25 protein-coding genes are annotated in these 26,112 nt (G+C 54.3%); 9 read left to right on the top strand and 16 right to left on the bottom strand.

Annotation, left to right across the window (positions count from 1 at the left end; all coding sequences use genetic code 11):
* Positions 1-27 precede the first annotated feature (27 nt).
* Complete coding sequence (locus tag WKS99_RS07930) at positions 28-1,410, bottom strand: sodium-dependent transporter (RefSeq protein ID WP_340405698.1); 1,383 nt, start codon at positions 1,408-1,410, stop codon at positions 28-30.
* Between the two features lie 203 nt (positions 1,411-1,613).
* Here WKS99_RS07930 and WKS99_RS07925 point away from each other — a divergent pair, with 203 nt between their 5' ends.
* Together WKS99_RS07925 and WKS99_RS07920 are read left to right on the top strand one after the other, a co-directional pair.
* Positions 1,614-2,225 (top strand): TetR/AcrR family transcriptional regulator, encoded by a 612-nt coding sequence (locus WKS99_RS07925; protein ID WP_340405697.1) that lies wholly within the window; start codon positions 1,614-1,616, stop codon positions 2,223-2,225.
* 130 nt (positions 2,226-2,355) lie between these two features.
* On the top strand, positions 2,356-2,838 hold the full coding sequence (locus WKS99_RS07920; RefSeq protein WP_147571732.1) for a hypothetical protein: 483 nt from the start codon (positions 2,356-2,358) through the stop codon (positions 2,836-2,838).
* 229 nt (positions 2,839-3,067) lie between these two features.
* Here WKS99_RS07920 and WKS99_RS07915 read toward each other — a convergent pair whose 3' ends face one another.
* From WKS99_RS07915 to pyrH, 10 genes are all read right to left on the bottom strand, one after another.
* A complete protein-coding gene (locus tag WKS99_RS07915) occupies positions 3,068-3,580 on the bottom strand; it encodes a ferritin (RefSeq protein WP_186852534.1) in 513 nt (170 codons plus the stop codon).
* Positions 3,581-3,704: 124 nt separating this feature from the next.
* The gene (locus WKS99_RS07910) at positions 3,705-7,889 is read right to left on the bottom strand and encodes a PolC-type DNA polymerase III (RefSeq protein WP_340405696.1); all 4,185 of its coding nucleotides are present in this window, start codon (positions 7,887-7,889) and stop codon (positions 3,705-3,707) included.
* A gap of 64 nt (positions 7,890-7,953) precedes the next feature.
* Complete coding sequence (ispG, locus tag WKS99_RS07905; RefSeq protein ID WP_340405695.1) at positions 7,954-8,991, bottom strand: flavodoxin-dependent (E)-4-hydroxy-3-methylbut-2-enyl-diphosphate synthase; 1,038 nt, start codon at positions 8,989-8,991, stop codon at positions 7,954-7,956.
* A 29-nt stretch (positions 8,992-9,020) separates the two neighbouring features.
* Entirely contained in the window at positions 9,021-10,085 is a 1,065-nt protein-coding gene (locus WKS99_RS07900; RefSeq protein WP_186852531.1) for a M50 family metallopeptidase, read from the bottom strand.
* 22 nt (positions 10,086-10,107) lie between these two features.
* The gene (locus WKS99_RS07895; protein ID WP_340405694.1) at positions 10,108-11,244 is read right to left on the bottom strand and encodes a 1-deoxy-D-xylulose-5-phosphate reductoisomerase; all 1,137 of its coding nucleotides are present in this window, start codon (positions 11,242-11,244) and stop codon (positions 10,108-10,110) included.
* A gap of 1 nt (position 11,245) precedes the next feature.
* A complete protein-coding gene (locus WKS99_RS07890; RefSeq protein ID WP_147571726.1) occupies positions 11,246-11,428 on the bottom strand; it encodes a hypothetical protein in 183 nt (60 codons plus the stop codon).
* Positions 11,429-11,513: 85 nt separating this feature from the next.
* Positions 11,514-12,335: a phosphatidate cytidylyltransferase gene (locus WKS99_RS07885; RefSeq protein ID WP_186852530.1), complete on the bottom strand. Its 822-nt coding sequence runs from the start codon at positions 12,333-12,335 to the stop codon at positions 11,514-11,516.
* A 1-nt stretch (position 12,336) separates the two neighbouring features.
* Positions 12,337-13,083, bottom strand: coding sequence for an isoprenyl transferase (locus WKS99_RS07880; RefSeq protein WP_262670293.1), 747 nt, complete (start codon positions 13,081-13,083; stop codon positions 12,337-12,339).
* Positions 13,084-13,163: 80 nt separating this feature from the next.
* A complete protein-coding gene (gene frr, locus WKS99_RS07875) occupies positions 13,164-13,718 on the bottom strand; it encodes a ribosome recycling factor (protein ID WP_147572011.1) in 555 nt (184 codons plus the stop codon).
* A gap of 42 nt (positions 13,719-13,760) precedes the next feature.
* Positions 13,761-14,477, bottom strand: a complete 717-nt coding sequence (gene pyrH, locus WKS99_RS07870; RefSeq protein WP_147571723.1) for a UMP kinase — start codon at positions 14,475-14,477, stop codon at positions 13,761-13,763.
* Between the two features lie 200 nt (positions 14,478-14,677).
* On the opposite strand from pyrH, the gene WKS99_RS07865 reads away from it, so the two are divergent.
* Positions 14,678-15,505, top strand: coding sequence for a putative RNA methyltransferase (locus tag WKS99_RS07865; protein ID WP_147571722.1), 828 nt, complete (start codon positions 14,678-14,680; stop codon positions 15,503-15,505).
* Positions 15,506-15,516: 11 nt separating this feature from the next.
* Positions 15,517-16,305 (top strand): ZIP family metal transporter, encoded by a 789-nt coding sequence (locus WKS99_RS07860; RefSeq protein ID WP_147571721.1) that lies wholly within the window; start codon positions 15,517-15,519, stop codon positions 16,303-16,305.
* 144 nt (positions 16,306-16,449) lie between these two features.
* On the opposite strand, the gene gltX is transcribed toward WKS99_RS07860, so the two are convergent.
* Complete coding sequence (gene gltX / locus WKS99_RS07855; protein ID WP_147571720.1) at positions 16,450-17,937, bottom strand: glutamate--tRNA ligase; 1,488 nt, start codon at positions 17,935-17,937, stop codon at positions 16,450-16,452.
* Positions 17,938-18,094: 157 nt separating this feature from the next.
* Between gltX and WKS99_RS07850 the strand changes: the two genes are divergently transcribed.
* Genes WKS99_RS07850 through WKS99_RS07835 form a run of 4 tightly spaced genes read left to right on the top strand, consistent with a single transcriptional unit; the run spans position 18,095 to position 21,092 of the window.
* The gene (locus tag WKS99_RS07850) at positions 18,095-18,835 is read left to right on the top strand and encodes an SH3 domain-containing protein (RefSeq protein WP_147571719.1); all 741 of its coding nucleotides are present in this window, start codon (positions 18,095-18,097) and stop codon (positions 18,833-18,835) included.
* 27 nt (positions 18,836-18,862) lie between these two features.
* Entirely contained in the window at positions 18,863-20,182 is a 1,320-nt protein-coding gene (locus tag WKS99_RS07845; protein WP_340405693.1) for a LysM peptidoglycan-binding domain-containing protein, read from the top strand.
* Between the two features lie 33 nt (positions 20,183-20,215).
* Positions 20,216-20,608, top strand: a complete 393-nt coding sequence (locus WKS99_RS07840) for a thioesterase family protein (protein ID WP_340405692.1) — start codon at positions 20,216-20,218, stop codon at positions 20,606-20,608.
* A gap of 4 nt (positions 20,609-20,612) precedes the next feature.
* On the top strand, positions 20,613-21,092 hold the full coding sequence (locus WKS99_RS07835; protein ID WP_340405691.1) for a YbaK/EbsC family protein: 480 nt from the start codon (positions 20,613-20,615) through the stop codon (positions 21,090-21,092).
* Between the two features lie 83 nt (positions 21,093-21,175).
* Here the strand turns inward: WKS99_RS07835 and WKS99_RS07830 are convergent, their stop codons facing one another.
* Entirely contained in the window at positions 21,176-21,943 is a 768-nt protein-coding gene (locus WKS99_RS07830) for an SDR family NAD(P)-dependent oxidoreductase (protein ID WP_340405690.1), read from the bottom strand.
* Positions 21,944-22,265: 322 nt separating this feature from the next.
* On the opposite strand from WKS99_RS07830, the gene WKS99_RS07825 reads away from it, so the two are divergent.
* The gene (locus tag WKS99_RS07825; RefSeq protein WP_147571714.1) at positions 22,266-23,129 is read left to right on the top strand and encodes a MurR/RpiR family transcriptional regulator; all 864 of its coding nucleotides are present in this window, start codon (positions 22,266-22,268) and stop codon (positions 23,127-23,129) included.
* Between the two features lie 87 nt (positions 23,130-23,216).
* Here the strand turns inward: WKS99_RS07825 and WKS99_RS07820 are convergent, their stop codons facing one another.
* Genes WKS99_RS07820 through WKS99_RS07810 form a run of 3 tightly spaced genes read right to left on the bottom strand, consistent with a single transcriptional unit; the run spans position 23,217 to position 26,019 of the window.
* The gene (locus WKS99_RS07820; RefSeq protein ID WP_147572283.1) at positions 23,217-24,239 is read right to left on the bottom strand and encodes a zinc-dependent alcohol dehydrogenase; all 1,023 of its coding nucleotides are present in this window, start codon (positions 24,237-24,239) and stop codon (positions 23,217-23,219) included.
* A gap of 18 nt (positions 24,240-24,257) precedes the next feature.
* Positions 24,258-25,187, bottom strand: coding sequence for a transketolase family protein (locus WKS99_RS07815; protein WP_186852524.1), 930 nt, complete (start codon positions 25,185-25,187; stop codon positions 24,258-24,260).
* 1 nt (position 25,188) lies between these two features.
* Positions 25,189-26,019, bottom strand: a complete 831-nt coding sequence (locus tag WKS99_RS07810) for a transketolase (protein ID WP_186852523.1) — start codon at positions 26,017-26,019, stop codon at positions 25,189-25,191.
* Between the last annotated feature and the right edge of the window lie 93 nt (positions 26,020-26,112).

Here is a 26,112-nt window from a genome sequence, read left to right as displayed (position 1 = left end):
TTAACGCGCCCTGCTGACACAGCCGGTTCAGCCCTTCCAAAAGGTATTCCAATATCCCATCACGAAAATGAACAGCACAATCAGCGGCAGGACATAGGTGACATAGAAGCGAGTAGCGGCCGGAAAACGCAGTCCGCTGCCGGCGTTGGCCTCGGCAAGGAAGGCGTCCCAGCCCCATCCCCGTTTGGAGACGCAGAACAATAGGTAGAGCAGCGAACCTAGGGGCAGAATGTTCTGGGACACTAAAAAGTCCTCTATACCAGAGATATCCATTCCAAGGGGCCGGAAAGCTGCCCACAGGTTAGAGCCCAGCACACAGGGCATGGACAGGATCAAGACCCAGATAAAATTGACCAGCACAGCTTTTTTCCGGCTCCATCCCTTGTCCATACAAAAGGAGATGATATTCTCAAAGATAGCAATGATGGTGGACAAAGCCGCAAAGGACAGGAATAGGAAAAAGAGAGCTCCCCACAGCCGCCCCATTGGCATATGGTCAAAAATATTGGGCAGGGTAACAAAAACCAGAGAGGGCCCCTCTCCGGTGGGGACTCCAAAGGCGGAGCAGGCCGGGAAGATGATTAGCCCGGCTACAAAAGCTACGCAGGTATCCAGTACGCCGATCCGCAGAGCCTCCCCGGTCAAGCGGTGCTCTTTGCCGATGTAACTCCCAAAAATGGCGATGGCGCCAATTCCAAGCGACAGGGTAAAGAATGCCTGCCCCATAGCGGCAAAGATCGCCTCACCCAAAATCCAATTTCCTTGGGCGTCATACATCAAATTCCGAAAATTGGGCTGAAGATAAAACTTCAGCCCCTCCCCCGCTCCCTCCAGAGTGATGGAGTTGACCGCCAGCACTAGCATAAGCGCCAGCAGGCACAGCATCATGACCTTGTTAACTCGCTCCACTCCATTCCGCAGCCCCTGGGCACACACCAGCATTCCGATACATACCACGATCACCATATATATGGTCATAATGCCGGGGCGGGCCTGCATCTGGCTGAATTGCTCTGCCACGCCGGCGGCATCCAAACCCATAAAATCGCCCCGTAGCATTTTGAAAAAGTAGTAGAGCAACCACCCAGCTATGACCGTGTAGAACATCATCAGTAAATAGTTGCCCGCAAAACCGAGATAGCTGTACCAATGCCATTTGGAACCGGCCGGCTCCAGAACGTGGAAGGACAAGGCCATGCTCCTCTGGCTGGCCCGGCCGACCGCCAGCTCCGTCACCATGACGGGCAGTCCAAGAATGACCAAAAACAGCAAATAGATCAGGACGAAGGCCGCACCTCCGTACTTTCCTGTGATGTAGGGGAATCTCCATACATTCCCTAGCCCAATCGCGCACCCGGCTGAAATCAAAATAAATCCCAAGCGGGACGAAAAGCTTTCTCTCTCGTCCATGGCTCCTGCCTCCTAAAATTTGTCTGATTATCCATAACACAGTGACTACATTGTACCGAAACTCTCCAGCCAGGTCAACTCAATGACTTATGTTTGCCCGATTTTTCTTTTCAGAAAAAGACCTTCTGTGAAAAATATCCATTCCCTCCCGCTGGATATTCTGATATACTTGATTCTATCTAGAGGGAAAAAGGAGGGATACCATGGCGAAAAAAACTTATACCGTCCAGGATCGGGAGGATATTCGGGAGCAGCTGCTGGATCTGGGACAGCGTTCTTTTTCCCAAAAGGGATATCGTGAGGCCTCTCTAAAGGAGATCTATGAGGCCGTCGGGATATCCAAAGCGTTTTTCTATACCTTCTTTCCCTCTAAAGAGGCTCTAGCAATTCAAGTGCTTCGTCGTCAGCGGACGAAGATGCTGGAGCGGGCCCGGAAGGTGGCACAGGAGAGCGCCTCTTGGAGAGGCAGTCTGGAGGCTGTGTTTGACCTGTTCTTCCACGGCGACCGGCATGGCGTATTTGTATTGGAGTTAGATGATCTCCCCCATCTGTGCCGCCATATGTCCCAGCATGAATTGCAGGATTTCGAAATGGGACTTACTCAATTTTATCAGGCGCTTTTGGAACTTTGGAACATCCCCGTCACCGCTGGTCAGTGTCATCTGATCCAGAACATGGTCAATACGCTCTTACTCAGCTATCATTCCCATCTATACTCCTCCTTTCCCTTCCATCCTGGTGTCGATGAGGAAACGGTGTCCCTCCAGATTCGGCTGATCATCGACTATTTAGAGGGAATTTATCGAAACGCATAACTCGACTTCGGGCCCGGCAGAGTCGCTGGGCTTTGTCTTGACAAATAGACCTTCTGTTATTATACTGCATTTATAAATACTTTTTTACAAAAAAGTATTTATAAATTGAAGAATAGAAAGAGGTTTTCTCATGGGACTGTTTGGCAAGCTATTCAAAGGGCCTGAAGTTGATCAGGAGAAAAGTGAAAACAACAAGAAAAAAATGCGTGCTCTTTTTGACCAGGTAGTGGAAAACGGGGCACAGTATAAACTGCTGGCCTGCTACACGGAGGATGTACGCCGGTTCAATTATGGTCTGGTCCACGGCAGCAAAAGCACCATCGCCAGTCTGATCGTGGGATGGAAGGAGGAGGATCCAACTGTGGTCATCCTTCCCACTGTGCCGGACTTGTCCGGTTGCGGTGACCCTCTAGTCTATAAAAAGTCCGAAATTGAAAAGGCGTATCGGGAAAAAATGCTGGATAGCCTTGTGATCTATCCCGATAAAAAGGGGTATACGGCACTCAAAACATTCAGCTGGCTGGATGACGAAAATTTGTATATCTATGTAGACCAGGAACAGGAGGAAAAAGACTTCCGCGACTTCTTCCTCAACGTTTACGCTACCAAATAAGGTATGGAGCATCTGATTTTATTTGGCGGCCTGTTAGCTGTCCTGCTTCTGATCCTTGTCGTGGGAAATCTCTGGTTCCATCTGGTAGAGGGGGCACTAGCACGAATCAAAGAGCTCTTCCTTCCGCAAAAGAGAGAAAACTGGCATACTTTTTCAGACCATGAAGAAAAGAAGTAAAAAGGCCCGCCCCGCTTTCAGCGGGGCGGGTCTCTATTTTCCTTCTGGTCCCTTACAGTGTCAACGATGGGGCGGTATAGGTCCGGCCGGCCATCTCGCTGTTCAGCGCATACAGGCTTTTAGCATCGTCGCCAAAGAGCCTCATCTTCTTGATCATATCCTCAGCTGTCTTTTCTTCTTCGCCTTGCTCCTTAACAAACCAATCCAGGAACTGCATGGTCCGGAAATCCTTGGCGGAATAGGCAGCCTCATAAATCGTGTGGATCAGGCTGGTAACATATCTCTCATGCTCAAGCCCCAGTTCCAGCACCTGCAATTTGTCCTTCAACTCCTTGTCAGGCTTGGCAATAGCCTCCAGGGTGACCTTCTCACCATTATTCTGCAGGTACTGCAGCATCAGTACGGCGTGGTCTCTCTCTTCCTGGGCCTGGATCATATACCAGTTGGCGAAGCCGTCCAGCCCCACCTCCTCATAGTACACAGAGAAGTCCAGATACAGATAGGCGGAGTAAAACTCCTTATTGATCTGGTCATTGATGAGTTCCGCAACTTTTTTATCCAACATAAAAATGACCCTTTCTTTGCATGATTACCCCTTATGAGGCAGATGTATCCTATCACAGCAGGTAAACTTTTACAAGTCCCTTTCTTCCCCTTCCCTGGAAAAGAAGATCGGCCAGTCAAATGCTCTAACCAAATAGAGAAAACAAATCTATTTGGCTGGTTTCCGGCATATCTCCGAAGGCTCCGGCCTCCTTCAGCATCTCAATGTGTGTCTTGGACACTTTGGGGCAGGCCGCTGTCACCTCTTCAATGGAGATAAAATGCCGGTCCCTGGCCTGCTCCGCCAGAGAGATGGCCGCTGTTTCCCCCAGTCCAGCCACAGACACAAATGGAGGAATCAGAGTTCCCTTTTCCTCATCCATAGCGAAATGGATGGCCTGGGATTTATACAGGTCCAGCCGCTCGAAATGGAAGCCCCGGAGATAGAATTCATAACAGACCTCCAGGGTGATAAGCATATCCTGCTCCACCGCTGTGGCCTCCTTATCCTTGGCGATGATCTCTCTCATCTTCTTTTGGCACACATCCATGCCCCGGCACATAAACTTCTCGTCAAAAGCCTTGGCCCGGATGGAGAAGAAGGCCGCGTAGAAAGCCAAAGGGCGGTGGGCCTTAAACCAGGCGATGCGAAACGCCATCATCACATAAGCTACTGCGTGAGCCTTCGGAAAGAGGTAAGCAATCTTTTTACAGGAGTTGATGTACCAATCAGGGACGCCCGCCGCCCGCATCTCCTCCTCCGCTCCTTCGGGCAGGCCCCGGCCCTTTCGGACCGACTCCATGATCTTGAACGAGCGCTTGGGCGGCATCCCCTTGGAGATAAGGAACAGCATAATGTCATCACGACAGCCTACGCACTCCGACACGCCGCCCGTACCGCTCATGATAATATCCCTGGCATTGCCCAGCCATACATCCGTACCGTGGGTAAAGCCGGAGATCCGAAGCAGCATATCAAATTGGGTAGGTTGCGTTTCCTCCAGCACCCCACGAGTAAATCTGGTGTTGAACTCCGGAACGGCTACGGCACCAGTGGGCCCCAATACCTTGTCGTTCTCAAACCCAAGGACCTTGGATGAGGTAAACAGTGACATGGTGTCTGGATCATCCAGCGGGATCTCCCTGGCATTCACCCCCGTCAGATCCTCCAGCATACGCACCATCGTCGGGTCATCGTGTCCAAGCATATCCAGCTTGAGCAGGTTGGACTCCATGGAGTGGTATTCAAAGTGGGTCGTGATGATGTCACTGTTCGGGTCGTCCGCAGGATGCTGGACGGGACAGAAGTCATAGATCTCCTTATCCTGGGGAATGACCACCATTCCGCCCGGATGCTGTCCGGTGGTGCGTTTGACGCCGGTGCAGCCGATGGCCAGCCGGTTCTCTTCCGCCTTTGAAACACTCTTTCCTTTTTCCTCAAAATATTTTTTTACATAACCAAAAGCGGTCTTCTCTGCAACGGTCCCGATGGTGCCCGCCCGGAACACATGGGTCTGACCAAAGAGCTCAAAGGTATACTTGTGGGCGCTGGACTGGTACTCGCCGGAGAAATTCAGGTCGATATCTGGGACCTTGTCGCCGCCGAACCCCAGGAAGGTCTCGAAGGGGATGTTGAAGCCGTCCTTGACATATTTTGTCCCGCAAACGGGACAGACAGCGTCCGGCATGTCCACTCCGCAGCCATAGAGGTGAGCGGGATCCTGGGCATAATCAAAGTCAGAATGCTTGCACTTGGGGCAGCGGTAGTGGGCTGGCAGGGAGTTGACCTCGGTAATACCGGACATGAAGGCGACCAAAGAGGAGCCCACCGATCCCCGTGAGCCTACCAGATAGCCATGCTCCAAGGAGTTTTGAACCAACTTTTGGGCGGACATATAGATGACGTCATACTTACACCGAATAATGTCTCCCAGCTCGGCGTTGATCCGGTCCACCACGATTTGGGGCGGCTCCTCTCCATAGAGCTCATGGGCCTTCCCCCAGACCAGACGGGTCAGCTCTCCATCAGAGTCCTCAAGCTTGGGGGCGAACAGCCCCTTTGGGAGCGGTTCGATGGGGTCACACCAGTTGGCGATCAGATTGGTGTTTTCCACCACCACCTGATGAGCCTTCTCTTTTCCAAGATAGGAAAACTCCTTCAGCATCTCGTCCGTAGTCTTGAAATAGATTGGCAAGGCCTCGTCGGCGTCCTCAAACCCCTTAGAGGCCAGCAGGATGTGCCGATATATCTCGTCCTCTGGGTCCAGGAAGTGGACATCGCCGGTGGCGCAGACTGGTTTCCCCAGCTCCTCCCCCAGCTTGACGATGGTACGGTTGAAGTCCCGTAGCTCCTCCTCAGTGCGGACCATCCCCTTACGAAGCATGAACATATTATTGCAGATCGGCTGTATCTCCAGATAGTCATACCAGGAGGCAATACGCTTCAGCTCTTCCCAGCTCTTCCCGTCCACCACGGCCCGGAACAGCTCTCCCGCCTCGCAGGCCGAACCGATGATAAGCCCCTCCCGATTCTCCTCGATAAGAGATTTGGGTATGATAGGGACTCGCTTAAAGTGCTCTAAGTAGGACAGGGAGATCAACTTGTATAGATTGCGAAGGCCGGTCTGATTCTTAGCTAGAACAATCAGGTGCTTTGGCTGGCGCTTGGCTCTGCCGCCCTTGCGCAGCTTGGGCATGTAGCCGTTGATCTGGTTAAGGTTATCAAGGCCGGCTTCCTCCAGCATTTCAAAAAAGTGGGGCAGCATATAGGCCACCGTGGCTGCGTCATCGCTGGCCCGATGGTGGTTAAAGGCCGGGAGATGCAGATGCTCCGCCACAATATTCAGCTTGTGCTTGTTCAGCTCCGGCAACAGATTCTGGGCCAGGATCAGGCTGTCAATGGAGGGATTGTGAAAGGGGATGCCATATCGCTGACACCCCTCTGCGAGAAAGCCCATGTCGAACTCGGCGTTGTGTGCAGCCAGAGGACGGTCACCGGCAAACTCCAAAAAGGCACGAAGTGCCGCCTCCTGGGATGGGGCTCCTACCAGCATTTCATCCGTGATTCCGGTCAGATTGATAATGTCGGCAGACAGGATACGGCCTGGTGAAACAAAGGTATTGAAGGTATCGGTGATCTCGCCGTTCTTCAGCACCACGGCGCCAATCTCAATAATGACCTCATATTTTTTATGAAATCCGGTGGTTTCCAGGTCAAAGCATACGATCTCTTCCTCAAATCCCTGGTCCGGTGTCCCATGGATGGCCACCCGGTCGTCCACGTCGTTGACAAAATAGGCCTCTACGCCATAGAGCAGCTTGATCTTTTTGGCCGAATGCCAGGCGTCTGGGAAAGAGTGGGCCACACCGTGGTCGGTGATAGCGATGGCAGGATGTCCCCAGGCCTCAGCCCGTTTGACCACATTTTTGTCCGGCCCCAGCTTTGGTCCCACAGAGGTCAGCGCATCCATGGAGGACATGGTAGTATGCAGGTGGAGCTCCACCCGCTTCTCCGGTGCTGTATCCTCCTTCATTTTCTTTTCCACAGCGGTAACGGCCACAGGTTCCAGCACCATATCACCATAAAACCGGTCCATGTTCAGCCGGCCCTGGACCTTGACGTGCATCCCTTTTTTGATCCCATCCACCAGCGGTTTTCCCTCATCGCCTGGAAAAAATTTATTGACGCGGATAGAGCCGGTATAGTCGGTCATATCAAAGGCGACTACCCAGGCTCCCCGCTTTTTCAGCTCCCGGTTATCCACAGCAAAGACATCGCCTTCCACCACCACTGTACCCATGTCCAGCTCCAGGTCCCCCATAGGGGTGGGAGCTTTGGTGATAGTCTTGCCGAAGATCGCTTTGCCGGTGCTCTTCTTCTCCCCCTTAGGAGCAGAAGGGCCTGAGGGCTTTACGCCGGCCCGCTTCAAGGCTGCCTGCCGAATGGCCTCGGTGCGTGCGAAGGGATCCTCGTCGCCGCGGGGTTCGCATCCTTCGCTTCCGGCTGTTGGCGAAAGCTCACTTACTTCGCCGCTCCTCTTCTCCAAACCGGACCCGCTTCTCTGGGCTCCAGTTTGGGATACGGAGTTGTCTGCCGGAGCTGCCGCCTCGATTTTCACACTGCCCAGGCCATAGGCTCTGCACACCGCCTCCTCCGCCTGGGCTATTAGGTTCGGCCCCGCGCCTTCCGCTCTCTCCACCAATATTTTAGCGCTTCGGCTGCCTTTGTCGATGGCGGCGGATACGATCAGCCAGCCCTCCACGCCGTTGGACAGCTCGGTCCACTGGCGCAGGGCGGCAAACATCTCTAAAAAAGGTATCTTCTGGGACATTGGTGCTCGATTCTCCTTGCGCTTCTTACCTGGAACGCCCTCACCGCGCCCAGTCCATCTGTTTTTATAGTGTATCGATCAGTGCAAACAGCTCGTCCACCAACTGATCCTGTGGGACCTTTTTGACGATCTGCCCCTTTTTGAAGAGCAGGCCTTCCCCCTGTCCTCCCGCAATCCCACAGTCGGCGGCGGAGGCTTCCCCAGGACCGTTGACTACGCAGCCCATGACCGCTACGGTGATCGGCTTATCCACCGCCTTCAGACGCTCCTCCACCTCCCCAGCCAGGGAGATCAAATCGATACGAGTACGACCGCAGGTGGGGCAGGAAACCAGTTCCGCTCCCTCTCTTCGGATGCCTGCCGCCTTCAGGATATCCCGTGCGGCCATGACCTCCTGTACCGGGTCGGCGGACAGGGACACCCGCATCGTATCACCGATGCCCAAAGCCAGCAGCCCACCTATTCCAATGGCCGACTTTAGAGTGCCCATACGGACCGTGCCCGCCTCAGTTACTCCAATATGTAAAGGGTAATCACTTTTCAGACTCATAAGCTGATAGGCTTTCATAGTAGTGGGGACACTGGAGGACTTCAGGGACACGCAGATATCATCAAAGTCAAATCGGTTCAGCAACCGAATATGGCCGAAGGCAGATTCCACCATCGCCTCTGGGCACACCTTGCCGTATTTGGCCAGAATATCCTTCTCCAGCGAGCCGCCGTTTACCCCGATGCGAATCGGGATGTTCCTCTGGCGGCAGGCATCGGCCACCGCCTTTACACGGTCCTCACTCCCGATATTTCCGGGATTGATCCGGACCTTGTCGGCGCCGGCCGCAATGGCTTCCAGAGCCAGCCTATAATCAAAGTGGATATCCACCACCACAGGCAGCGGACTGCGCTCCTTGATTTTTCCTACCGCATGGGCCGCCGCCTGGTCAGGGACAGCCACCCGGACGATATCGCACCCGGCGGTAGCCAGAGCCCGTATCTGGGAGAGAGTGGCATCCACATCATCTGCACGGGTATTGGTCATAGACTGGATGGAAACCGGCGCCCCGCCGCCTACAGGTACGCCTCCTACATGGATCTGTCTGGTCATGTCACAAATCCTCCCTTTCCGGACACTTCTTATCTTCCGAACAGCTTGCCCACATCACTTAGGGTGACCACCAGCATCAGGCACATCAGCGCAGCCAGACCGGCCATGTGGACGTATCCCTCGTACCTGGGATCTATTCTCTTTCGGAACAGTCTATAAAGCACGGTGTTAAGCAACAGGAAAAACACTCTCCCGCCGTCCAACGCTGGCAGCGGCAGAAGATTCATGACCGCGAGATTGACCGCGATGAGGGCCGCAAAATAGGTCAGGCTGTAAAAGGCCGCATAGGCAGACGTAGCCGAGCTCCCCACTTCCGTCATGGTATCCACGATGCCGACAGGTCCGGACAGGTCGCGGACTCCCACAGATCCTGAAATCAGGTCCCCCAGACTGATCCACACCAGGCGGACAAAGTCCAGGGACATATTCCAGGCGTATTGCACCTTTCCAAATCCGGACAGAGGCGCAGCCTCCGAAGCCACCAGGATTCCGCGGCGGTTTGTGGTCACTCCTTCTTCGTCGGTACGCTCCTGACGGGGCAGATAGAGGCCGTCCAGTCGCACCGTCTGCCCGTCGCGCTCCACTACGATGTCTAGCGTATCCCCCGCCCGCTCCAGATACATCTGGGCATTGCCGTAAACCAGGATTCGGTGACCGTCAATAGACAGAAACCGATCCCCTGGCAGGAGCCCGCATTCTTCAGTTCCATAGCCGGGGGTAGAACCTCCGTAGGTTTCCACAAGGACAGCCTGCTGTGGAACATAGAGAATCAGGATCAGAAGCAGTCCAGTGAGAAAATTCATTGCGGCTCCGGCGCACAGAATGACCATTTTCTTCCAACTGGCCGCCTTTCCAAAGGCCCGCGGATCAACGGAGTCATCGTCCTCCCCCTCCATGGCACAGTATCCGCCAATAGGAAGGATACGGACGCTGTAAAGGGTGTCACCCCGCTGCTTTTTCCAGATAGCTGGGCCCATCCCCACAGAAAACTCGTTGACCTTTACCCCCAGCAGCTTTGCCGTGGCGAAATGGCCCAATTCATGGGTGGCGATCAGGACGCCGAAAATCAGAATTGCGACGATGATATAGAGCATAGAACCTCCAAAAAAGGTAAAATCAATCAATGGCCTCTCGCGCTGCCCGGTCAGCCTCTAGGACGTCGTCTAACCCAGGCTCCCGAACTACTGGTACCCGCTCCATGGCCAAGGCCACCTTCTCAGCGATCTCCAGGAATCCGATCTTCCCAGCCAGAAACTGGGACACCGCCTCCTCGTTAGCGCCGTTGAGGATGGCGCCGGCTGTTCCCCCTGTTTCGGCTGCCTCCATCGCCAGCTTTAGGCACCGGAAAGTATCTGTATCCGGTGTCCCGAAAGTCATTGACCCACAGTTCCACAGGTCCAGTGGGACAGCCGGACCGGGCGTCCGCTTAGGCCATGTCAGGGCATATTGGATGGGCAGACGCATATCTGGCGCGCCAAGCTGGGCAATCATGGCATTATCACAGTATTCCACCAGCGAGTGGATAATACTCTCCCGGTGGATCAGGACAGAAATTTTCTCCGGTGGCATCCGATATAGGTGCATAGCCTCAATAAATTCCAGCCCTTTATTCATCAGGGTGGCCGAATCCACAGTGATCTTCGCCCCCATTGACCAGTTTGGATGCTGTAAAGCGTCTTTCCTAGTCATCCCCTGTAATTCAGCCCTTTTTTTGCCATAGAAAGGTCCGCCGGAGCAGGTGAGGATCAGCCGTTTGACCTCTCCCCTGTCCCTGTTGCCCTCCAGACATTGGAATAGGGCGGAGTGCTCTGAATCCACAGGTATAATCTGGGCCCCATAGTCCCGAGCCTCCTCCAGTACAAGCTGGCCGGCACATACCAGCGTCTCTTTGTTGGCCAGAGCGATCCGCTTCCCCTCACGAATCGCGGCCAAGGTGGGACGCAGACCGATCATTCCCACCACAGCGGTAATGACAGTGTCAGCGCTGGAAAGGGAAGCTGCCTCCAGAATGCCCTCCATACCACCTAACACCCTGACGTTCGTATCGGCAAGTTTGACCCGCAGATCGCCGGCCGCTCTCTCGTCCATCAGAACAGCAAGCTCAGGCCGGTATCGGCGCGCCTGCTCCTCCAGCAGTTTCACACTGGAATTGGCTGTAAGCGCCACCGCCTCCATACCGCAGGCGGAAATCACCTCCAGAGACTGCCGCCCGATGGAGCCTGTGGAGCCTAAGATTGTGATTCGTTTACTCATATTAAAATACCCTCAAAATCAAAACGGCAAGGCACACAACAATCCCGGTCAGAAGGGAGGCAATCACTGTGTGCGGGTCCCACTGTTTCTTCTGTGCCGGGGTCTTATAGCACGCGGCAGCTCCAGAGAATATGGCAACGAAGATTGCCAGCCAAAGAAACCAGGGCAAACCGGCAAATTCCAAGTTTATCCTCCTTACAACGCCAAGTACACGAAGTTCGCCCGACCAAAATTTTCTTTACCTCTTTTCTTTTCTAAAAGAGAGGAAATTAGAAGGCCGGAATCAGCTCCACTAAAATCAACAGCATGGGTGCGGCGAAGATCATAGAGTCAAACCGGTCCAGCATCCCTCCATGTCCTGGAAGCAGAGTCCCATAATCCTTGATGCCGAACTGCCGCTTTACCAAAGAAAAAGACAGGTCACCCAACTCAGTAATAGCGCTTCCCAGTATCCCATAGAGCGCCATGATGTGAAGTTCCACAGACAAGCCTGCGAATTGCCGCAGAAGCAGGCCGTAACCCAGGAGGAACAGACCTCCGGTCAGCAGTCCTCCAATATAGCCTTCCACAGATTTATTAGGGCTGACCTTGGTGACACCCCGGTGTTTCCCAAGAAATACGCCCGCAAAATAGGCTCCGATGTCGGTAGTAAAGGCGCAGAGCACAGGCAGCAGCACTAAAAATCTGCCGTTCTCCATCATTTTGAGGGGTATCAGTGAGGACAGAAACAGGGGAACAGCGATGCCCCCAAAGAGGCAGACAACAATCTCACTGAATTTGATCTCTCGCTCTGTGCCGTACTGGCGGACAGCAAAGAAAAAGGCCACAGCCATCAATGCGAGAGAAACCGCCCGGATATACCAACCACCATAGCCCCACCGCCAGCATCCAAAGGGAATCATAGCCGCAGCGATGGCAGTAAAAATATACAGTCCATTATGGTGAGCTACCTGTGTCGCCCGCAGCAGTTCAAAAGAGGCAAGGGCCAAAATAAAGGCCAGCATCACGACCAAATAGATTGGCGGCAGGAAGAATAGCACGCTTAGAAAAAGGGGGGCCAGTACCACCCCGACACAAATACGTTTCAGCAAATCACACACCTCCAAACCGACGATCTCTATTCTGATACGCCGCAATAGCCTTGTGGAGCTCAACCTTAGAAAAGTCAGGCCAGAGTACATCAGTGAAGTAAAACTCCGAATAGGCAGACTGCCACAGGAGAAAATTGGACAGCCTCAGCTCCCCACTGGGGCGGATGACCAGATCCGGGTCCGGGACTCCTCTGGAAAAAAGGTATCGTCCAAACTGCTCTTGTGTCAGATGGTTCGGGTCCGCCTTTCCCTCCAGGCAATCTTTGGCATAGTCCATGGCCCCCCTAAGTAGCTCGTCTCGCCCCCCGTAATTCAGGCAGATATTGACCTGGCAGCCCTCGTAGTGGCGGGATATCTCTCTTGTCCGCTCACACAGCTGTCGAAGCTCAGGGGTCAGAGGGGAAAGATCTCCAAAAAATTCCATTTTTACTCTATCCCGCTCCATCTGCCCGATGGCCTCCAAAAGATATTTCTTCAACAGGCCCATGATGGCAGATACCTCATCCGGAGGCCGCTTCCAATTCTCCGTAGAAAAGGCATAAACTGTAAGGTATTCCAGTCCAATCTCCTTGCAGTAGGTGGCTATGGTACGGAAATTCTCTGCGCCGGCGGCGTGGCCGGCTGTACGCGGCATTCCTCGTTTTTTTGCCCAGCGACCATTTCCGTCCATGATAATCGCGATATGCCGGGGCAGCCGCTTCAGGTCCACCGCTGGCGCTCTATCCGCTTTTGATCTGAAAAAATCCATAAATTGATATCCTATCCGCACAAATGCAGAATGCAGAAGAAAAAATCATTCCGCATTCTGCATTGTGCATTTTCAGTTCATTAAACTGCCATCAGTTCGGCTTCCTTTTTGGCTGTCAGGTCATCGATATCCTTGCATCGCTTATCTGTCAGGTCCTGCAGCTCCTTCTCCATGGATTTCTGGTCGTCCTCGGTGAGCTCGCCGTTCTTCTTCATCTTTTTGAAATCTTCCATGGCGTCCCGGCGAATATTACGGACGGCCACCTTGCCCTCCTCGCCGTACTTGCGGACCTGTTTACCCAGTTCTTTACGGCGCTCCTCCGTGAGCTGGGGAAAAGCTAATCGAATCACACGCCCGTCATTCTGGGGGTTAATGCCCAGGTCAGAGGTCTGAATTGCCTTTTCAATCGCCCTAAGCAGGGTGGCATCCCAAGGCTGGATCACCAGGGTCCGGGGATCGGGAGAGGACACGGCAGCCACCTGATTCAGCGGCGTGGGCGTTCCATAGTACTCTACCATGATCCGATCCAGCACGCCGGCATTGGCGCGGCCCGCCCGGACAGAGGCAAAATTGGACTTGACTACCTCGATGGTTTTGAGCATCTTATCATCGTATACCTTATTCTCTGGACTCATGGTCTTAACTTCCTTTCCTTGTTCCATTTCTCTGTTCAGGGCTCATCCGCCCACAATAGTACCGATCTTCTCCCCCATAACTACTCGGAGGATATTCTCCGGGTCCTTGAGTGCAAAGAGCAAAACAGGGATCTTATTGTCCATAGACAGAGATGTAGCAGTGGAGTCCATCACCTTCAGATGCTGGGCTAGCACATCGTCATAGGTGATGGCGTCATACTTGACCGCACTGGGGTCCACCTTGGGGTCTGCGGAATAGACGCCGTCGATATTCTTGGCCAGCAGGATGACATCGGCGTCGATCTCCGCGGCACGAAGGACCGCCGCAGTATCGGTAGAAAAGAAGGGATTTCCAGTGCCGCAGCCGAAGATGACCACTCTGCCCTTCTCCAGATGGCGGATGGCACGGGATCGGATATAGGGCTCTGCCACGGACCGCATCTCGATTGCCGTTTGGACCCGAACTGGCACCCCCTTTTGCTCCAGCACATCTGCGACCGCCAAGGCGTTGATGGTCGTAGCCAGCATACCCATATGATCAGCGCGGACCCGCTCCATCTGGTCGCCGCCGTCTTTTACTCCGCGCCAGAAGTTTCCGCCGCCGACGACCACGCCTACCTGGACACCAAGCTCCACACACTTCTTCACTACATCACAGACACTGCCGATCACATGAAAATCCAGGCCGCGGGAAGCTTCGCCAGCCAGGGCCTCACCGCTGATTTTCAGCAGGACTCTTTTATATTTGGGCTGCTCCATAGGAACCACTCCTCGTGTTTCATTTTTTCTATTTTAATATAATTCTTTCCATTTGCATAGAGGGAAAGACAAAGTTTTTGAAAATATCTTTTTGTTCATGGCGGCCCCTAATCACGCTTGCAGCCCGGTCTCCTGCTCTGCTATAAAAATTCCTTGCCTTTTTCTTTGTTGCGCCCCATAATAAAGCTTGAGGTGACACCATGGAAAGTCTGTTTTGCTGTCCTCTCTGCTTAGGAAACTTGGAGCGAAGCGAGGGACGATACCACTGCTCTTCCGGACACAGCTTCGATGTGGCGTCGGCCGGCTATACTCATCTCTTGCCCGCCAACCGCAAGCACTCCAAGAATCCCGGTGACGACAAAGAGATGGTGGCCGCTCGTGCGGCCTTTTTGGAGCGCGGGCACTATGCCCCGCTGCTGTCTGCCCTGTGCGCCGCCGTGCTAGACCAGGTGACCGCCTCCTCCCCTGTCCTGCTGGACAGCGGCTGCGGCGAGGGCTATTATACCGCCGGACTGCACAATGCCCTTACTCACTCCGGGCGGCAGCCCAGAACAGCCGGCATCGATATCTCCAAATTCGCCCTGCGCCGTGCGGCCAAGCGGATTCCCCAGGGGGAGTTCGCCGTAGCTTCAGTCTACCGGCTTCCCCTTGCCGCCCGGAGCGTAGACCTAGTAACAAATATCTTCTCCCCGTTGGCGGCGGAGGAGTTTGCTCGGGTGCTTCGGCCTGGTGGACTATTCTGCTACGTGGTCCCCTCAGCCCGTCATCTTTGGGAAATGAAAGAGATCCTATACCCCGTCCCCTATGAAAATCCTGTAAAGCGGGAAGACTATCCAGGCTTTGATTGGGTTGGGGCGGAACAGGTTCGCTATGGTCTCCACTTGGATCGCCCTGAGGATATTATGGCACTGTTCCGCATGACCCCCTATGCCTGGAAAACACCCCGTGAGGGCATAGAACGGTTGAGCTCACTAAGCCAGATTGACACACAGATTGGATTTGACATCCACCTGTATCGCAGAGAGTAAAGGAGCGTTATATGTATCATCCTGTCCTATGGGCGGCCTTTGGCACCGGAATTACCTGTCTGTCCACGGTTCTTGGCTCCGCCACTGTTCTATTTGTCCGGGGTAAGACTACCCCCACCCTTCAGCGGATGTTTTTGGGCTTCGCGGCCGGGGTAATGGTGGCCGCCTCAGTATTCAGCCTGCTCCTGCCCGCTATCGAGGAGGCGGAGGCCGCTGGCGGGGTTGGGTGGCTCCCAGCAGCAGGAGGCTTTATTCTGGGGGTGCTGTTCCTGTGGGGACTAGACTCCCTTCTCCCCCACCTACATCCGGAGTCAGACGCTCCAGAGGGTCTCCCTTCCTCCTGGCGGCGGACCACCCTGATGGTGCTGGCTGTCACCCTCCACAACATCCCAGAGGGAATGGCGGTAGGCCTTTCCTTCGCCCTGGCCGCCCAGAGTGACGGCGGAAGCCTGTCTGCCGCCATGGCGTTGGCGGTGGGCATTGGCCTTCAGAATTTTCCGGAGGGCGCCGCTATCTCCCTCCCCCTTCGTCAGGAGGGGATCAGCACCGGCCGAGCCTTTCTGTATGGCGCTCTTTCCGGAGTGGTAGAACCTATTTTCGGCATTTCAGTGGTTTTGGCCGCGGGAACCATCACCCCCTTTATGCCCTGGCTGCTCTCCTTCGCCGCCGGCACCATGATGTATGTAGTCACAGAGGAGCTCATCCCGGAGGCGCATTTGGGAGAGCACTCCAATACCGGCACGATGAGCGTGATGTTTGGCTTTGTCGTAATGATGATCTTAGACATCGCACTGGGATAGAAAAGCTTATAATTTTTATATGTCAACGCCCGTCCATCTACTTTCGTCAGATGGGCGGGCGTCTCTGTTTCCTGGGGTAGATTGAACACTGTTACGTCGGCCCATTAGGGAACGTTTCAGAGGGGGCTCCCACTTCTGCCTTGTTCAGCTCAACTTCTCCAGCCCCAGCTTCAGCCGGCGAATCGTTTCCTCCCGACCGAGGATCTGGCAGATCTCTACCGCTCCTCCAGGTGTCACCGCCTTGCCGGCGGCGGCGATGCGAATGGGCCACATCAAGGTGGCGTTCTTGACCTGCAGCCCCTCCGCCAGACCGACCAGGCTGTCGTGGATCATCTCCTGGTTCCATACAGGGATAGCCTCAAGCATGGGGATAGCCGCGTGGAGCATATTCCGGCAGACACCGGGATCGGTTTTTGATTTCTTGTTGGTAAACAGCGCCACATCATACTCTGGCAGAGCATCAAAGAAGTCCACCTTTTCGGGAATGTCTATCAGTTTCTCGCATCTGGCCTGAAGCAGGGCCGCCACGGCTTCTGCCGAGATATCCGGGTTCTTCACCCCCTGGCGGATATAGGGCTCCGCCGCCCGAGCAAATGCTTCGGGGGACATGGCCCTGATATACAGGGCGTTGAAATGGGTCAGCTTCTCTATATCGAAGATGGCCGGGGACTTGGACATCCCCCCAAGATCAAAGGCCCGTGCCAGCTCTTCCAGGGAGAATACTTCCTGTTCGGCCAGTTCTCCTCTGGGCGACCAGCCTAACAGGGCCACATAGTTCAAAATGGCCTCGGTCAGGAACCCCTGGGCCTTCAAATCCTCATAGGAGGGGTCTCCGTGGCGCTTAGACATCTTGTTCTGGGCGTCCCGCATGACAGGTGAGCAGTGGACATAGGTGGGAATGTCCCAGCCAAAGCCCCGGTACAACAGGTCATATTTTGGGGCGGAGGACAGGTACTCGCTCCCACGGACCACATGAGTAATGCCCATTAGGTGGTCGTCGATGACATTGGCGAAGTTGTAGGTGGGCATCCCATCCCTCTTGATGAGCACCTGGTCGTCCAGCGTGTCGTTCTCTACGGTGATATCGCCAAAGATGGCATCGTGGAAGGTGGTGCTCCCACCATGAGGGATCTTCTGCCGGATGACATAGGGCTGCCCGGCGGCCACACGGGCCTCCGCCTCCTCTTTGCTCAAGGAGCGGCAGGGGTCATCGGACCGGTCAAAATCACCGGAGTCCTCCTCCGACTCGCACTTCTCGCAGAAGCAGTAGTAGGCGTGCCCCCGCTCCACCAGTAGCCTTGCATATTTTCCGTAGGTATCCCTTCGCTCTGACTGGATATAGGGAGCCACAGGGCCACCCACATCCGGGCCCTCGTCATGATCCAGCCCGCACTCGGCCAGAGTCTTATAAATGACCTCGGTGGCTCCATCCACCAGGCGGCCCTGATCGGTGTCCTCAATACGCAGGATGAAGGTTCCGCCGGCGTTCCGGGCGATCAGCCAGGTATAAAGGGCTGTTCGCAGATTACCCACGTGCATATATCCTGTGGGAGAGGGGGCAAATCGGGTGCGTACCTTCCCTTTGGGGATTTTAGCCTCCATCTCCTCAAAATAGTTTCTATCCAGTTCCATATCTTGTTTCCCTCCGTCGCAGCGGTCATACCGCTTTCTCGCCAAGTGGTCTGCCGTTATTATATTGGATTTTTTTGCTCTTGGCAAGTGGTCAAGGACTCTGGCGCACCAGATACTCCCGTTTTTCATAGAATGGAGAAAAAACGGAGGTATCTCTATGCCCATTATCTATCTCTCCCCCTCCACCCAGGAGTGGAATTACTTTGTCACTGGCGGCACGGAAGAGCAGTACATGAACCAACTGGCTGACCTGATGGTACCCTATCTGGATGCCTCAGGTATCCGGTATGTCCGCAATACCCCTGATATGACCGCCGCCTCGTCCATTGCCGCCTCTAATGCCGGAAATTTTGACCTGCACCTGGCTCTTCACTCCAATGCCGCGCCGGAAGGACAGTATGGCACCGCACGGGGCTCCCTGATCTTCTACTATCCCGGCAGTGTCCAGGGAGAAAAGGCGGCACAAATCGTGGCTGATGGTTTGAAAGCGATCTATCCGGTCCCTAATCTGGTACAGACAGTTCCCACCACCTCCATTGGTGAGGTGCGCCGGGTCCGGGCTCCCTCTGTTTTCATTGAGCTGGCATTCCATGACAACCTGGAGGACGCAAACTGGATCATCGACAACTTGGGCGCCATCGCCCGCAATATTGTTCTCTCCCTCACTGAATATTTCCAGATTCCCTTTTTTGAATCAGAAAACCGCCATCCCGGCGTAGTAGATGTCACTTATGGTTACTTGAATATCCGCTCCCGTCCCACTACCCAGGCCCCTGTGATCGCCCAAGCGCCGGACGGAGCTCCCATCACCATCATCAATCAGTGGGATGGCTGGTATTTGGTCAACTATCAGGGCTCTATCGGTTACGCTAAGGACGATTTTGTAACACTGAATTAGCTTTTTCCTAAGAAAGGAGGCTTTCCTATGGATATCCATGTAGTCAAGTCCGGAGATACTCTCTATTCCATCGCCCTCCAGCATGGCGTGCCCATGTCACAGCTAATCCTTGATAATCAGCTGCCGGAGCCGGACCGCCTGGTCGTAGGGCAGGCCATCGTAATCCAATACCCGGAACAGACCTACACGGTCCAGGCGGGCGATACTCTTTTTTCCATCGCTGCCGCGCACCAGACTACTGTGCGCCAGTTGCTGCGCGATAACCCGGCGCTGGGCGGCGGGGACCGGATCTTCCCCGGTCAGGTCTTGATTCTCTCCTACCGTCAGACGAGGGAGGGCACCTTATCTGTCAACGGATACGCCTATCCCCATATCGACCGTGGACTGCTCCAGCGCACGCTCCCCTTCCTCTCCGATTTGACGCCCTTTACCTATCGATTTACAAACCAAGGGGCACTCATTCAGCTAGACGACCAGTATATGATCGATGCCGCCCAGTATATGGGAGTTCGGCCTGTCTTGCATCTCTCCAACCTTGATGACACTGAGGGAGCTTTTTCCCAGGATCTGGCCCACATTGCCCTCACAGACCAGCAGGTCCAGACTAGGCTGATCCATGAAATACTGGGAACTTTGCACAGCCTTGGCTATCAGGGACTGGATGTGGACTTTGAAAATGTGGCCGCCCAAGACGCTCAGGCTTATGCCCAGTTCATCAGCCGCCTCCGTGAAGCCCTATCTCCGCACAACATCCCTGTCCTAGTGGCCCTCACAGCCAAGACCTCACGGGATCAGCCCGGTTCTCTCTACGAGGGCCATGATTACCGCCTGCTGGCCCAGGCGGCGGACTATGTTCTGCTGATGACCTATGAGTGGGGCTACTCTTATGGACCTCCTATGGCCATAGCGCCTATCCGAAACGTACGTCAGGTGATAGAATACGCGCTAACGGAGATGAAAGCAGAACAGATCTTTTTGGGTATCCCCAACTACGGCTACGATTGGCTGCTCCCCTATCAGCAGGGGCGGCGCGCGCCCTCCATTTCTAACCAGGAGGCAGTCCAACTGGCGATCCGCCATTACGCCGCCATCCGCTATGATCAGGAGGCTCAGTCCCCCTGGTTCCGGTATGTGGATGGAAGTGGGCAGGAACACGAGGTCTGGTTCGAGGACGCCAGGAGCATCAAGGCCAAGCTCGCCCTGACTCAGGAATACGGTCTCTATGGAGTGGGGTATTGGAACCTGATGCGGCCCTTCCCGCAGAACTGGGTAGTCCTCAATTCCCTGTACCACATCCGGGAAGAGCTTTCATCGGGGACTGGATTTTTTTCCTCCTCTGCTGTATAATAGGCATTGATTTATACAAAGGAGGACGTTTTCATGTCTGTCACGATTGGAATGAAAGGCAGTGCAGAGGCCCTTGTCTGTGAAAGCAACACAGCTCAGGCGGCCGGCTCCGGCACGCTGCCTGTCTTCGCCACCCCGTGGATGTGTGCTTTGATGGAACGGGCATCTTGGACCGCCGTGGCCCCCGGACTAGAGGAGGGGGAGAGTACCGTAGGAACTAAGCTGGACGTCTCCCATGACTCCGCCACGCCCTTAGGTCTGAAGGTGTGGGCTGAAAGCGAGGTCACTGAAGTGGACGGCAAGCGCATCCTTTTTCAGGTAACCGCCTACGATGAGAGAGGGCCCATTGGGAAGGGCACCCATGAGCGGTTCATTATCACGGACCGGCGTTTTCTGGATAAGGCCGCCCGGAAGCTGGAGGGCTGAGTCCATGTCTATCGAGAAGGTCAGAGCCTACTTCCGTCCCTTGGGGCGGGAACAGGATATCCTGGAGTTCCCGGTATCCAGCGCGACAGTGGATCTGGCCGCACAGGCGGTCGGTGTTATTCCCGCCCGGATCGCCAAGACGCTCTCTTTCCTGGTGGACGGAGCGTGTGTTCTGGTGGTCACCGCTGGAGACGCAAAAATCGACAACAGCAAATTCAAGGCTTTCTTCCATACCAAGGCCAAAATGCTGACTCCGGAACAGGTGTCCCAGCTCACCGGACACACGGTCGGCGGCGTCTGCCCCTTCGCCAACCCTCCGGGGGTGAAAACTTATCTGGATATTTCTCTCCGCCGGTTTCAGAGCATCTTCCCTGCCGCCGGCAGCTCCAACTCCGCCATTGAGCTGACCTGCCCGGAGTTGGAGGAATATTCCGGCAGTCTGGAGTGGATCGATATCTGCAAGGGCTGGCAAGAGGAATCCTAAACCATTTCACTTCCCCACAGCATGAAAAAACAGCGGACCCGACGTTTGTCGGGTCCGCTGTTTTTATGTAACTGTTCCAAGGCTCAACCAAAGTAGGAGGCGCCGTTGATGTTGACGTCCTCACCAGAAATATAGGAGGCCTCGTCAGAAGCCAGCCACACAATGGTATTAGCCACCTCACGGGCAGTGCCGGCGCGGCCCATAGCCTGCTTGGCGCGGGACTCCTTCTCCGCCTCATCAGAGAGTTCAGCACGGATATCAGTGGCAATCAGACCGGGACACACACAGTTGACGGTGATCATATCCTTGTACCGCTTGCACAGTTCCATGGCTTGGGCACGGGCAAAGGCTATGATGCCAGCCTTCGCAGCGCAGTAGTGAGCGCCGCCGTACACACCGCCGCCGCACTTGGCGGAAACGGAGGAAGTATTGACAATACGGCCATAGCTGTTTTTGACCATGTAGGGCACGACTAGCTTGGAGCACAGGAAGGTACCCACCAGGTTAACGTTCATAATGCGCATAAAGTCATCCTTGGTCATATCAGCGATGGCGACGGGCTGGGTGATACCGGCGTTGTTGCATAGCACATCGATACGGCCGTACTTGGCAAACACAGCCTCAAACATAGCGGTAACAGAGTCAGCATCGGTAACGTTGACGCTGACGGCCATGGAATCACAGCCAAATTCCGTCTTCAGGTCGTCGGCGTTCTTCTGGGCACCCTCCAGATTCATATCAGCGACCACGACGTTACAACCCTTCTCGGTCAGAGCGCGGGTGATCTCCCGGCCAATCCCGTGTGGAGAGCCGGAGCCGGTAACAATGGCGACCTTACCTTCAAAATCCATGATGATTTCCTCCTGTTCAGCTTTTTTGATACTCCACAGTCCGAGCCCATGGAGCGGTTACACAGGGAATCTCTCCCCCGGTTCCCTTCAGCTCATGAGTATCATATCATTTAAATTATGAAATTTCAATCATTATATTTGTAAAATATTGAAATAATATTTCATTTATAAACACAAAGAAATTTGTAGGTTGCCGCCGCTTCTCTGGGGACAATGGACCGATATGAGGCTGTCATCCTTGACTTTACATCGAAAAGCAGTATAATTTCACTATACTGACCATGTCTTGACAGAAATAAGCCGGATAACAGGAGTTTTATTCATGGAAGAATCCTTGCTTTATATCCAGCGCATCAAAGCTATGTATCAATCGCGGACCTTCTCCAAATCTGACCGCCTGATTGCCGACTATATCCTAGCGCATCCGACCTGTGTTGCCTCCACCACGGCTGCCGAGCTGGGAGAGGTCACCGGGACGAGCTCTGCAACGGTGGTCCGTTTCTGCCGGAAGCTGGGGTTTTCCGGTCTTGTTGATTTGAAAATGAGCATGGCCTATCGCTATGCCAACGGTGAAAACATCATCATGGACCTGGACCGAGGGGATAATGTCCATCAGATCAAGCAGAAGGTCATCAGCTTTACCAAAATGGTGGCAGACCATTTGATGGAAAGTCTGGATGATCAGGCCCTGGCCTGCGCGGCCCAGGAGATTCTCAGGGCAGAACAACTGGTTATCGTTGGCGAGGGGGGCTCTGGCACCATTTGTAGAGCTGCTTACGACATCTTTCTAAAGCTGGCGATCCAATGCCGCTATGTATCAGATCCCCTCTTTCAAGCCATGGAGATCGGGTCTATGAAGCAGACAGATGTACTGCTCCTAATCGTCAACTCTGGCCGTACAGCCAACATGGTCCAAAATGCCCAACTGGCCCATGCCTGCGGGATCAAGACCATCGGCATCGTCGGTTCCTCCAATTCTCCCATCTCACAGTATTTGGACATTGAGATCCGGACAAGCCTTTTCCGCAGCGACTACTTCAGCGATTTGGCTGCTGCCAGGACCTGCGAGTTGACCGCCATCTCCATTCTCCATTCTATCATCGCTCTGTCCTGTGACGAGGCGCGGCTGGCAAAAGGACAGCGGATCGCCGCTTTCATGGAGAAAAAAAGACTGCCAAATAGCTGACCCACCGCAGGATGCTACAAATATAATAAGGCGGCCGCCCCTGTGGGGCGGCCGCCTTATTATATTTGAATATTGACACGTTATTGCTCAGAAGTCTACAACAACCTTGACCACAGGTTCCGGTCGCTTATCGGCCCACTCCATGGCATCGTGGAACTCCTCGACAGGGAACCGCTTGGTGATAAAGCCATCTAACTTGATATCACCCTCATTGATTCCGTCAATAACTTCCTTAAAGTCATCAGCGGTGTACATATTGGAACCGCACAGCTTCAGCTCCTTGATCTGGATCAAGTCAAAGGGAGCCTGTACATTGGCCATAATGGCAATTTCAGAAATGATGCCACCGCGCTTCGTGATCTCAGCGGCCTGCTGCACACAGGGCGCATTTCCGAAGGCCAAGAAGGTCATGTCCACGCCATAGCCATCCGTTTCTTCCAAAACACGGTCCAAAACCGGGTCCTTCATCGAATTCAGCACCAAATCGGCGCCCATTTCCTTGGCCTTCTCCAGATTGAAGTCCACCACATCAATGGCGATGATCTTCTTCGGATTGAATCTCTTTGCACTGAGCAGAACACCAAGCCCAATGGTGCCACAACCAATGATGGCGATAACGCTATCCTCATTGACCTTATGCTCTCGGACTGCGTGCATACCAACAGCCAAAGGCTCAATCAGCGCGCCTTGGTCAAAGCTGACGTTCTCCCCCAGGGGGATCACGCATCCCTCAGGAGCTACAATATACTCACCGAAGGAGCCGCTCCAGTAATAAGCGCCCAATATTTTTTTATCCTGGCACAGATTATATTTACCGGCCTTACAGAGCTCACAGTGACCGCAACCGTACTGGGGCTCTGCGGTAACACGGTCGCCAACCTTAAACTTCGTGACGGCGCTGCCAACTTCACAGACCTCACCCGCAAACTCATGTCCGGAAACCAGGGGGGGAACACGCCAAGCGTGTTTTCCATGGTAAGCATGGACCTCGGACCCACAGATACCAGTCACCTTGACCTTAATTTTTACATCAGTAGGGTTGTTGATCTGCGGTTCTTCAGTCTCTTTAAAATAGGCGACTTCCGGCTTTTCGATAAAACCAGCTCTCATGACCACGCTACCCCTCTCTTACCAATTCTCAGCCTGGGCGACAATGTTCTCAACAGTGATGCCGTTGATTGCCAGCAGGCGCTCATAGGGGGCAGACTGGCCGAACTGATCCTGGATGCCGACGCGCTTGACCTGGCCCTTGCCCATCTCGGCCACGACCTCGCAGACAGCGCCGCCCAGGCCGTTGATGATGTTGTGGTCCTCCACTGTGATAATCTTACCGATGTCGTTGACACAAGCCTTGACCGCCTCTACGTCCAGAGGCTTGATGGTGTGCATATCCAGCACTCGGGCGGAGATTCCCTTGCCAGCCAGCACCTCGGCGGCCTCCAGAGCCAGACGGACGGTGTCGCCGTTGGCGATGATGGCCACATCCTTGCCGTCCTTCAGCAGGTTGGCCTTGCCAATCTCAAAGGTGGTGTTCTCGTCATAGATGACGGGGATCGCGTCACGGGTAAAGCGCAGGTAGCAGGGGCCATTCATCTCCGCCGCCGCGGCCACCAGCTTGCGGGCGGACCAGTAGTCAGCCGGCATAATGACCGTCATGTTGGGCAGGGTGCGCAGAACACCCATATCCTCGATACACTGATGGGAAGCGCCGTCATTGGCGGGGGTAACGCCGCCGTGAGAGCAGGCGATCTTCACATTCAGGTTGGGATAGCAGATCTCCTGACGGATCTGCTCGCACATACGCAGGGAGCCGAACACAGCATAGGTAACCACGAAGGGGATCTTGCCGCAGGTAGCCAAGCCGGCTGCCAGACCGGCTCCGTTCTGCTCCGCGATGCCCACGTTCACATGCTGCTCCGGATAGGCCTTAGCAAAAGCGGTGGTTTTGCAAGACTTTCCGATGTCTACGTCTACTACATAGATGTCCTTATTGTTCTTTCCGAGCTCAACCAGCTCGTCCCCCAGGCCATCGCGGGTAGCGATCAACTTTTTATCCATCTCAGATACCCTCCTCAAGCTCACGCATAGCCTGCTGATACTGCTCATCATTGGGAGCCATACCGTGCCAAGCCAGTTGATTCTCCATGTAAGACACACCCTTGCCCTTTACGGTGTGGGCATTGATGAACTTAGGTCTTCCATCCTTGGCAGCATGGATCTTATCAAAGGTCTCCATGATCTGCTCCATATTGTGGCCATCGATCTCATAGGTGTCATAGCCGAAGGCGTCAAACTTCTTAGTCAGATCCAGCTGAGGCATAATTTCATCTGTGGTGCCATCGATCTGCAGGCCATTGTTGTCGATGATGACCACCAGATTGTCCAGATGATACCGGTAGGCAGCCATCACTGCCTCCCAAATCTGGCCCTCATCAGCCTCGCCGTCGCCTACGACAGCGTAGACCATGTAGTCTTTATGATCGCGCTTCCCAGCCAGAGCCATACCCACGGCGCAGGACAACCCCTGTCCAAGAGAGCCGGTAGAGATGTCGATGCCAGGACACTTGTTCATAGAGGGATGGCCCTGGAGCTTGGAACCCTCCTTCCGCAAGGTGTGCAGGTCTTCCTCTGGGAAGAAACCCAGCAGACCCAGCGCGGAATACTGGATGGGGCATACATGGCCCTTTGACAGCACAAAGCGGTCACGGTCTGCCCACCTTGGATTCTTGGGGTCCACATTCATTTCACGGAAGTAGAGACAGGCCACGATATCAGCGATGGACAGAGACCCTCCTGGATGACCAGACTGTGCCTCGTAGATCATGGTCACAGCAGTTTTCCGGAGCTGCTTGGCGTACTCTTTTAGCTCCTTTGCACTAATGTTTTTCATGACTTCACCTCATAAAATTATTTCATTTGAGCAGAACACCCAATGTCCTAACATGGGATGTTTTTGGGGAAAAAAATTTGTTTCTTCCCTGCC

It is taken from the genome of Flintibacter sp. HCN-6482, assembly GCF_037892565.1.
GTDB lineage: Bacteria > Bacillota > Clostridia > Oscillospirales > Oscillospiraceae > Lawsonibacter > Lawsonibacter aceti.
This window is presented reverse-complemented; position numbering and strand designations above follow the sequence as displayed.

Bases quoted from the DNA above. Each gene is read 5' to 3' on its own strand.
- WKS99_RS07930 (WP_340405698.1), bottom strand. From the start codon at position 1,410: ATGGACGAGAGAGAAAGCTTTTCGTCCCGCTTGGGATTTATTTTGATT.
- WKS99_RS07840 (WP_340405692.1), top strand. From the start codon at position 20,216: ATGTCTGTCACGATTGGAATGAAAGGCAGTGCAGAGGCCCTTGTCTGT.
- WKS99_RS07845 (WP_340405693.1), top strand. From the start codon at position 18,863: ATGGATATCCATGTAGTCAAGTCCGGAGATACTCTCTATTCCATCGCC.
- frr (WP_147572011.1), bottom strand. From the start codon at position 13,718: ATGAGTCCAGAGAATAAGGTATACGATGATAAGATGCTCAAAACCATC.
- WKS99_RS07830 (WP_340405690.1), bottom strand. From the start codon at position 21,943: ATGGATTTTGAAGGTAAGGTCGCCATTGTTACCGGCTCCGGCTCTCCA.
- WKS99_RS07825 (WP_147571714.1), top strand. From the start codon at position 22,266: ATGGAAGAATCCTTGCTTTATATCCAGCGCATCAAAGCTATGTATCAA.
- WKS99_RS07915 (WP_186852534.1), bottom strand. From the start codon at position 3,580: ATGTTGGATAAAAAAGTTGCGGAACTCATCAATGACCAGATCAATAAG.
- WKS99_RS07810 (WP_186852523.1), bottom strand. From the start codon at position 26,019: ATGAAAAACATTAGTGCAAAGGAGCTAAAAGAGTACGCCAAGCAGCTC.
- gltX (WP_147571720.1), bottom strand. From the start codon at position 17,937: ATGGAACTGGATAGAAACTATTTTGAGGAGATGGAGGCTAAAATCCCC.
- WKS99_RS07910 (WP_340405696.1), bottom strand. From the start codon at position 7,889: ATGTCCCAGAAGATACCTTTTTTAGAGATGTTTGCCGCCCTGCGCCAG.
- WKS99_RS07860 (WP_147571721.1), top strand. From the start codon at position 15,517: ATGTATCATCCTGTCCTATGGGCGGCCTTTGGCACCGGAATTACCTGT.
- WKS99_RS07900 (WP_186852531.1), bottom strand. From the start codon at position 10,085: ATGCTCTATATCATCGTCGCAATTCTGATTTTCGGCGTCCTGATCGCC.
- WKS99_RS07880 (WP_262670293.1), bottom strand. From the start codon at position 13,083: ATGGATTTTTTCAGATCAAAAGCGGATAGAGCGCCAGCGGTGGACCTG.
- pyrH (WP_147571723.1), bottom strand. From the start codon at position 14,477: ATGGAGCAGCCCAAATATAAAAGAGTCCTGCTGAAAATCAGCGGTGAG.
- WKS99_RS07820 (WP_147572283.1), bottom strand. From the start codon at position 24,239: ATGAGAGCTGGTTTTATCGAAAAGCCGGAAGTCGCCTATTTTAAAGAG.
- WKS99_RS07835 (WP_340405691.1), top strand. From the start codon at position 20,613: ATGTCTATCGAGAAGGTCAGAGCCTACTTCCGTCCCTTGGGGCGGGAA.
- WKS99_RS07815 (WP_186852524.1), bottom strand. From the start codon at position 25,187: ATGGATAAAAAGTTGATCGCTACCCGCGATGGCCTGGGGGACGAGCTG.
- WKS99_RS07865 (WP_147571722.1), top strand. From the start codon at position 14,678: ATGGAAAGTCTGTTTTGCTGTCCTCTCTGCTTAGGAAACTTGGAGCGA.
- ispG (WP_340405695.1), bottom strand. From the start codon at position 8,991: ATGACCAGACAGATCCATGTAGGAGGCGTACCTGTAGGCGGCGGGGCG.
- WKS99_RS07895 (WP_340405694.1), bottom strand. From the start codon at position 11,244: ATGAGTAAACGAATCACAATCTTAGGCTCCACAGGCTCCATCGGGCGG.
- WKS99_RS07925 (WP_340405697.1), top strand. From the start codon at position 1,614: ATGGCGAAAAAAACTTATACCGTCCAGGATCGGGAGGATATTCGGGAG.
- WKS99_RS07850 (WP_147571719.1), top strand. From the start codon at position 18,095: ATGCCCATTATCTATCTCTCCCCCTCCACCCAGGAGTGGAATTACTTT.
- WKS99_RS07920 (WP_147571732.1), top strand. From the start codon at position 2,356: ATGGGACTGTTTGGCAAGCTATTCAAAGGGCCTGAAGTTGATCAGGAG.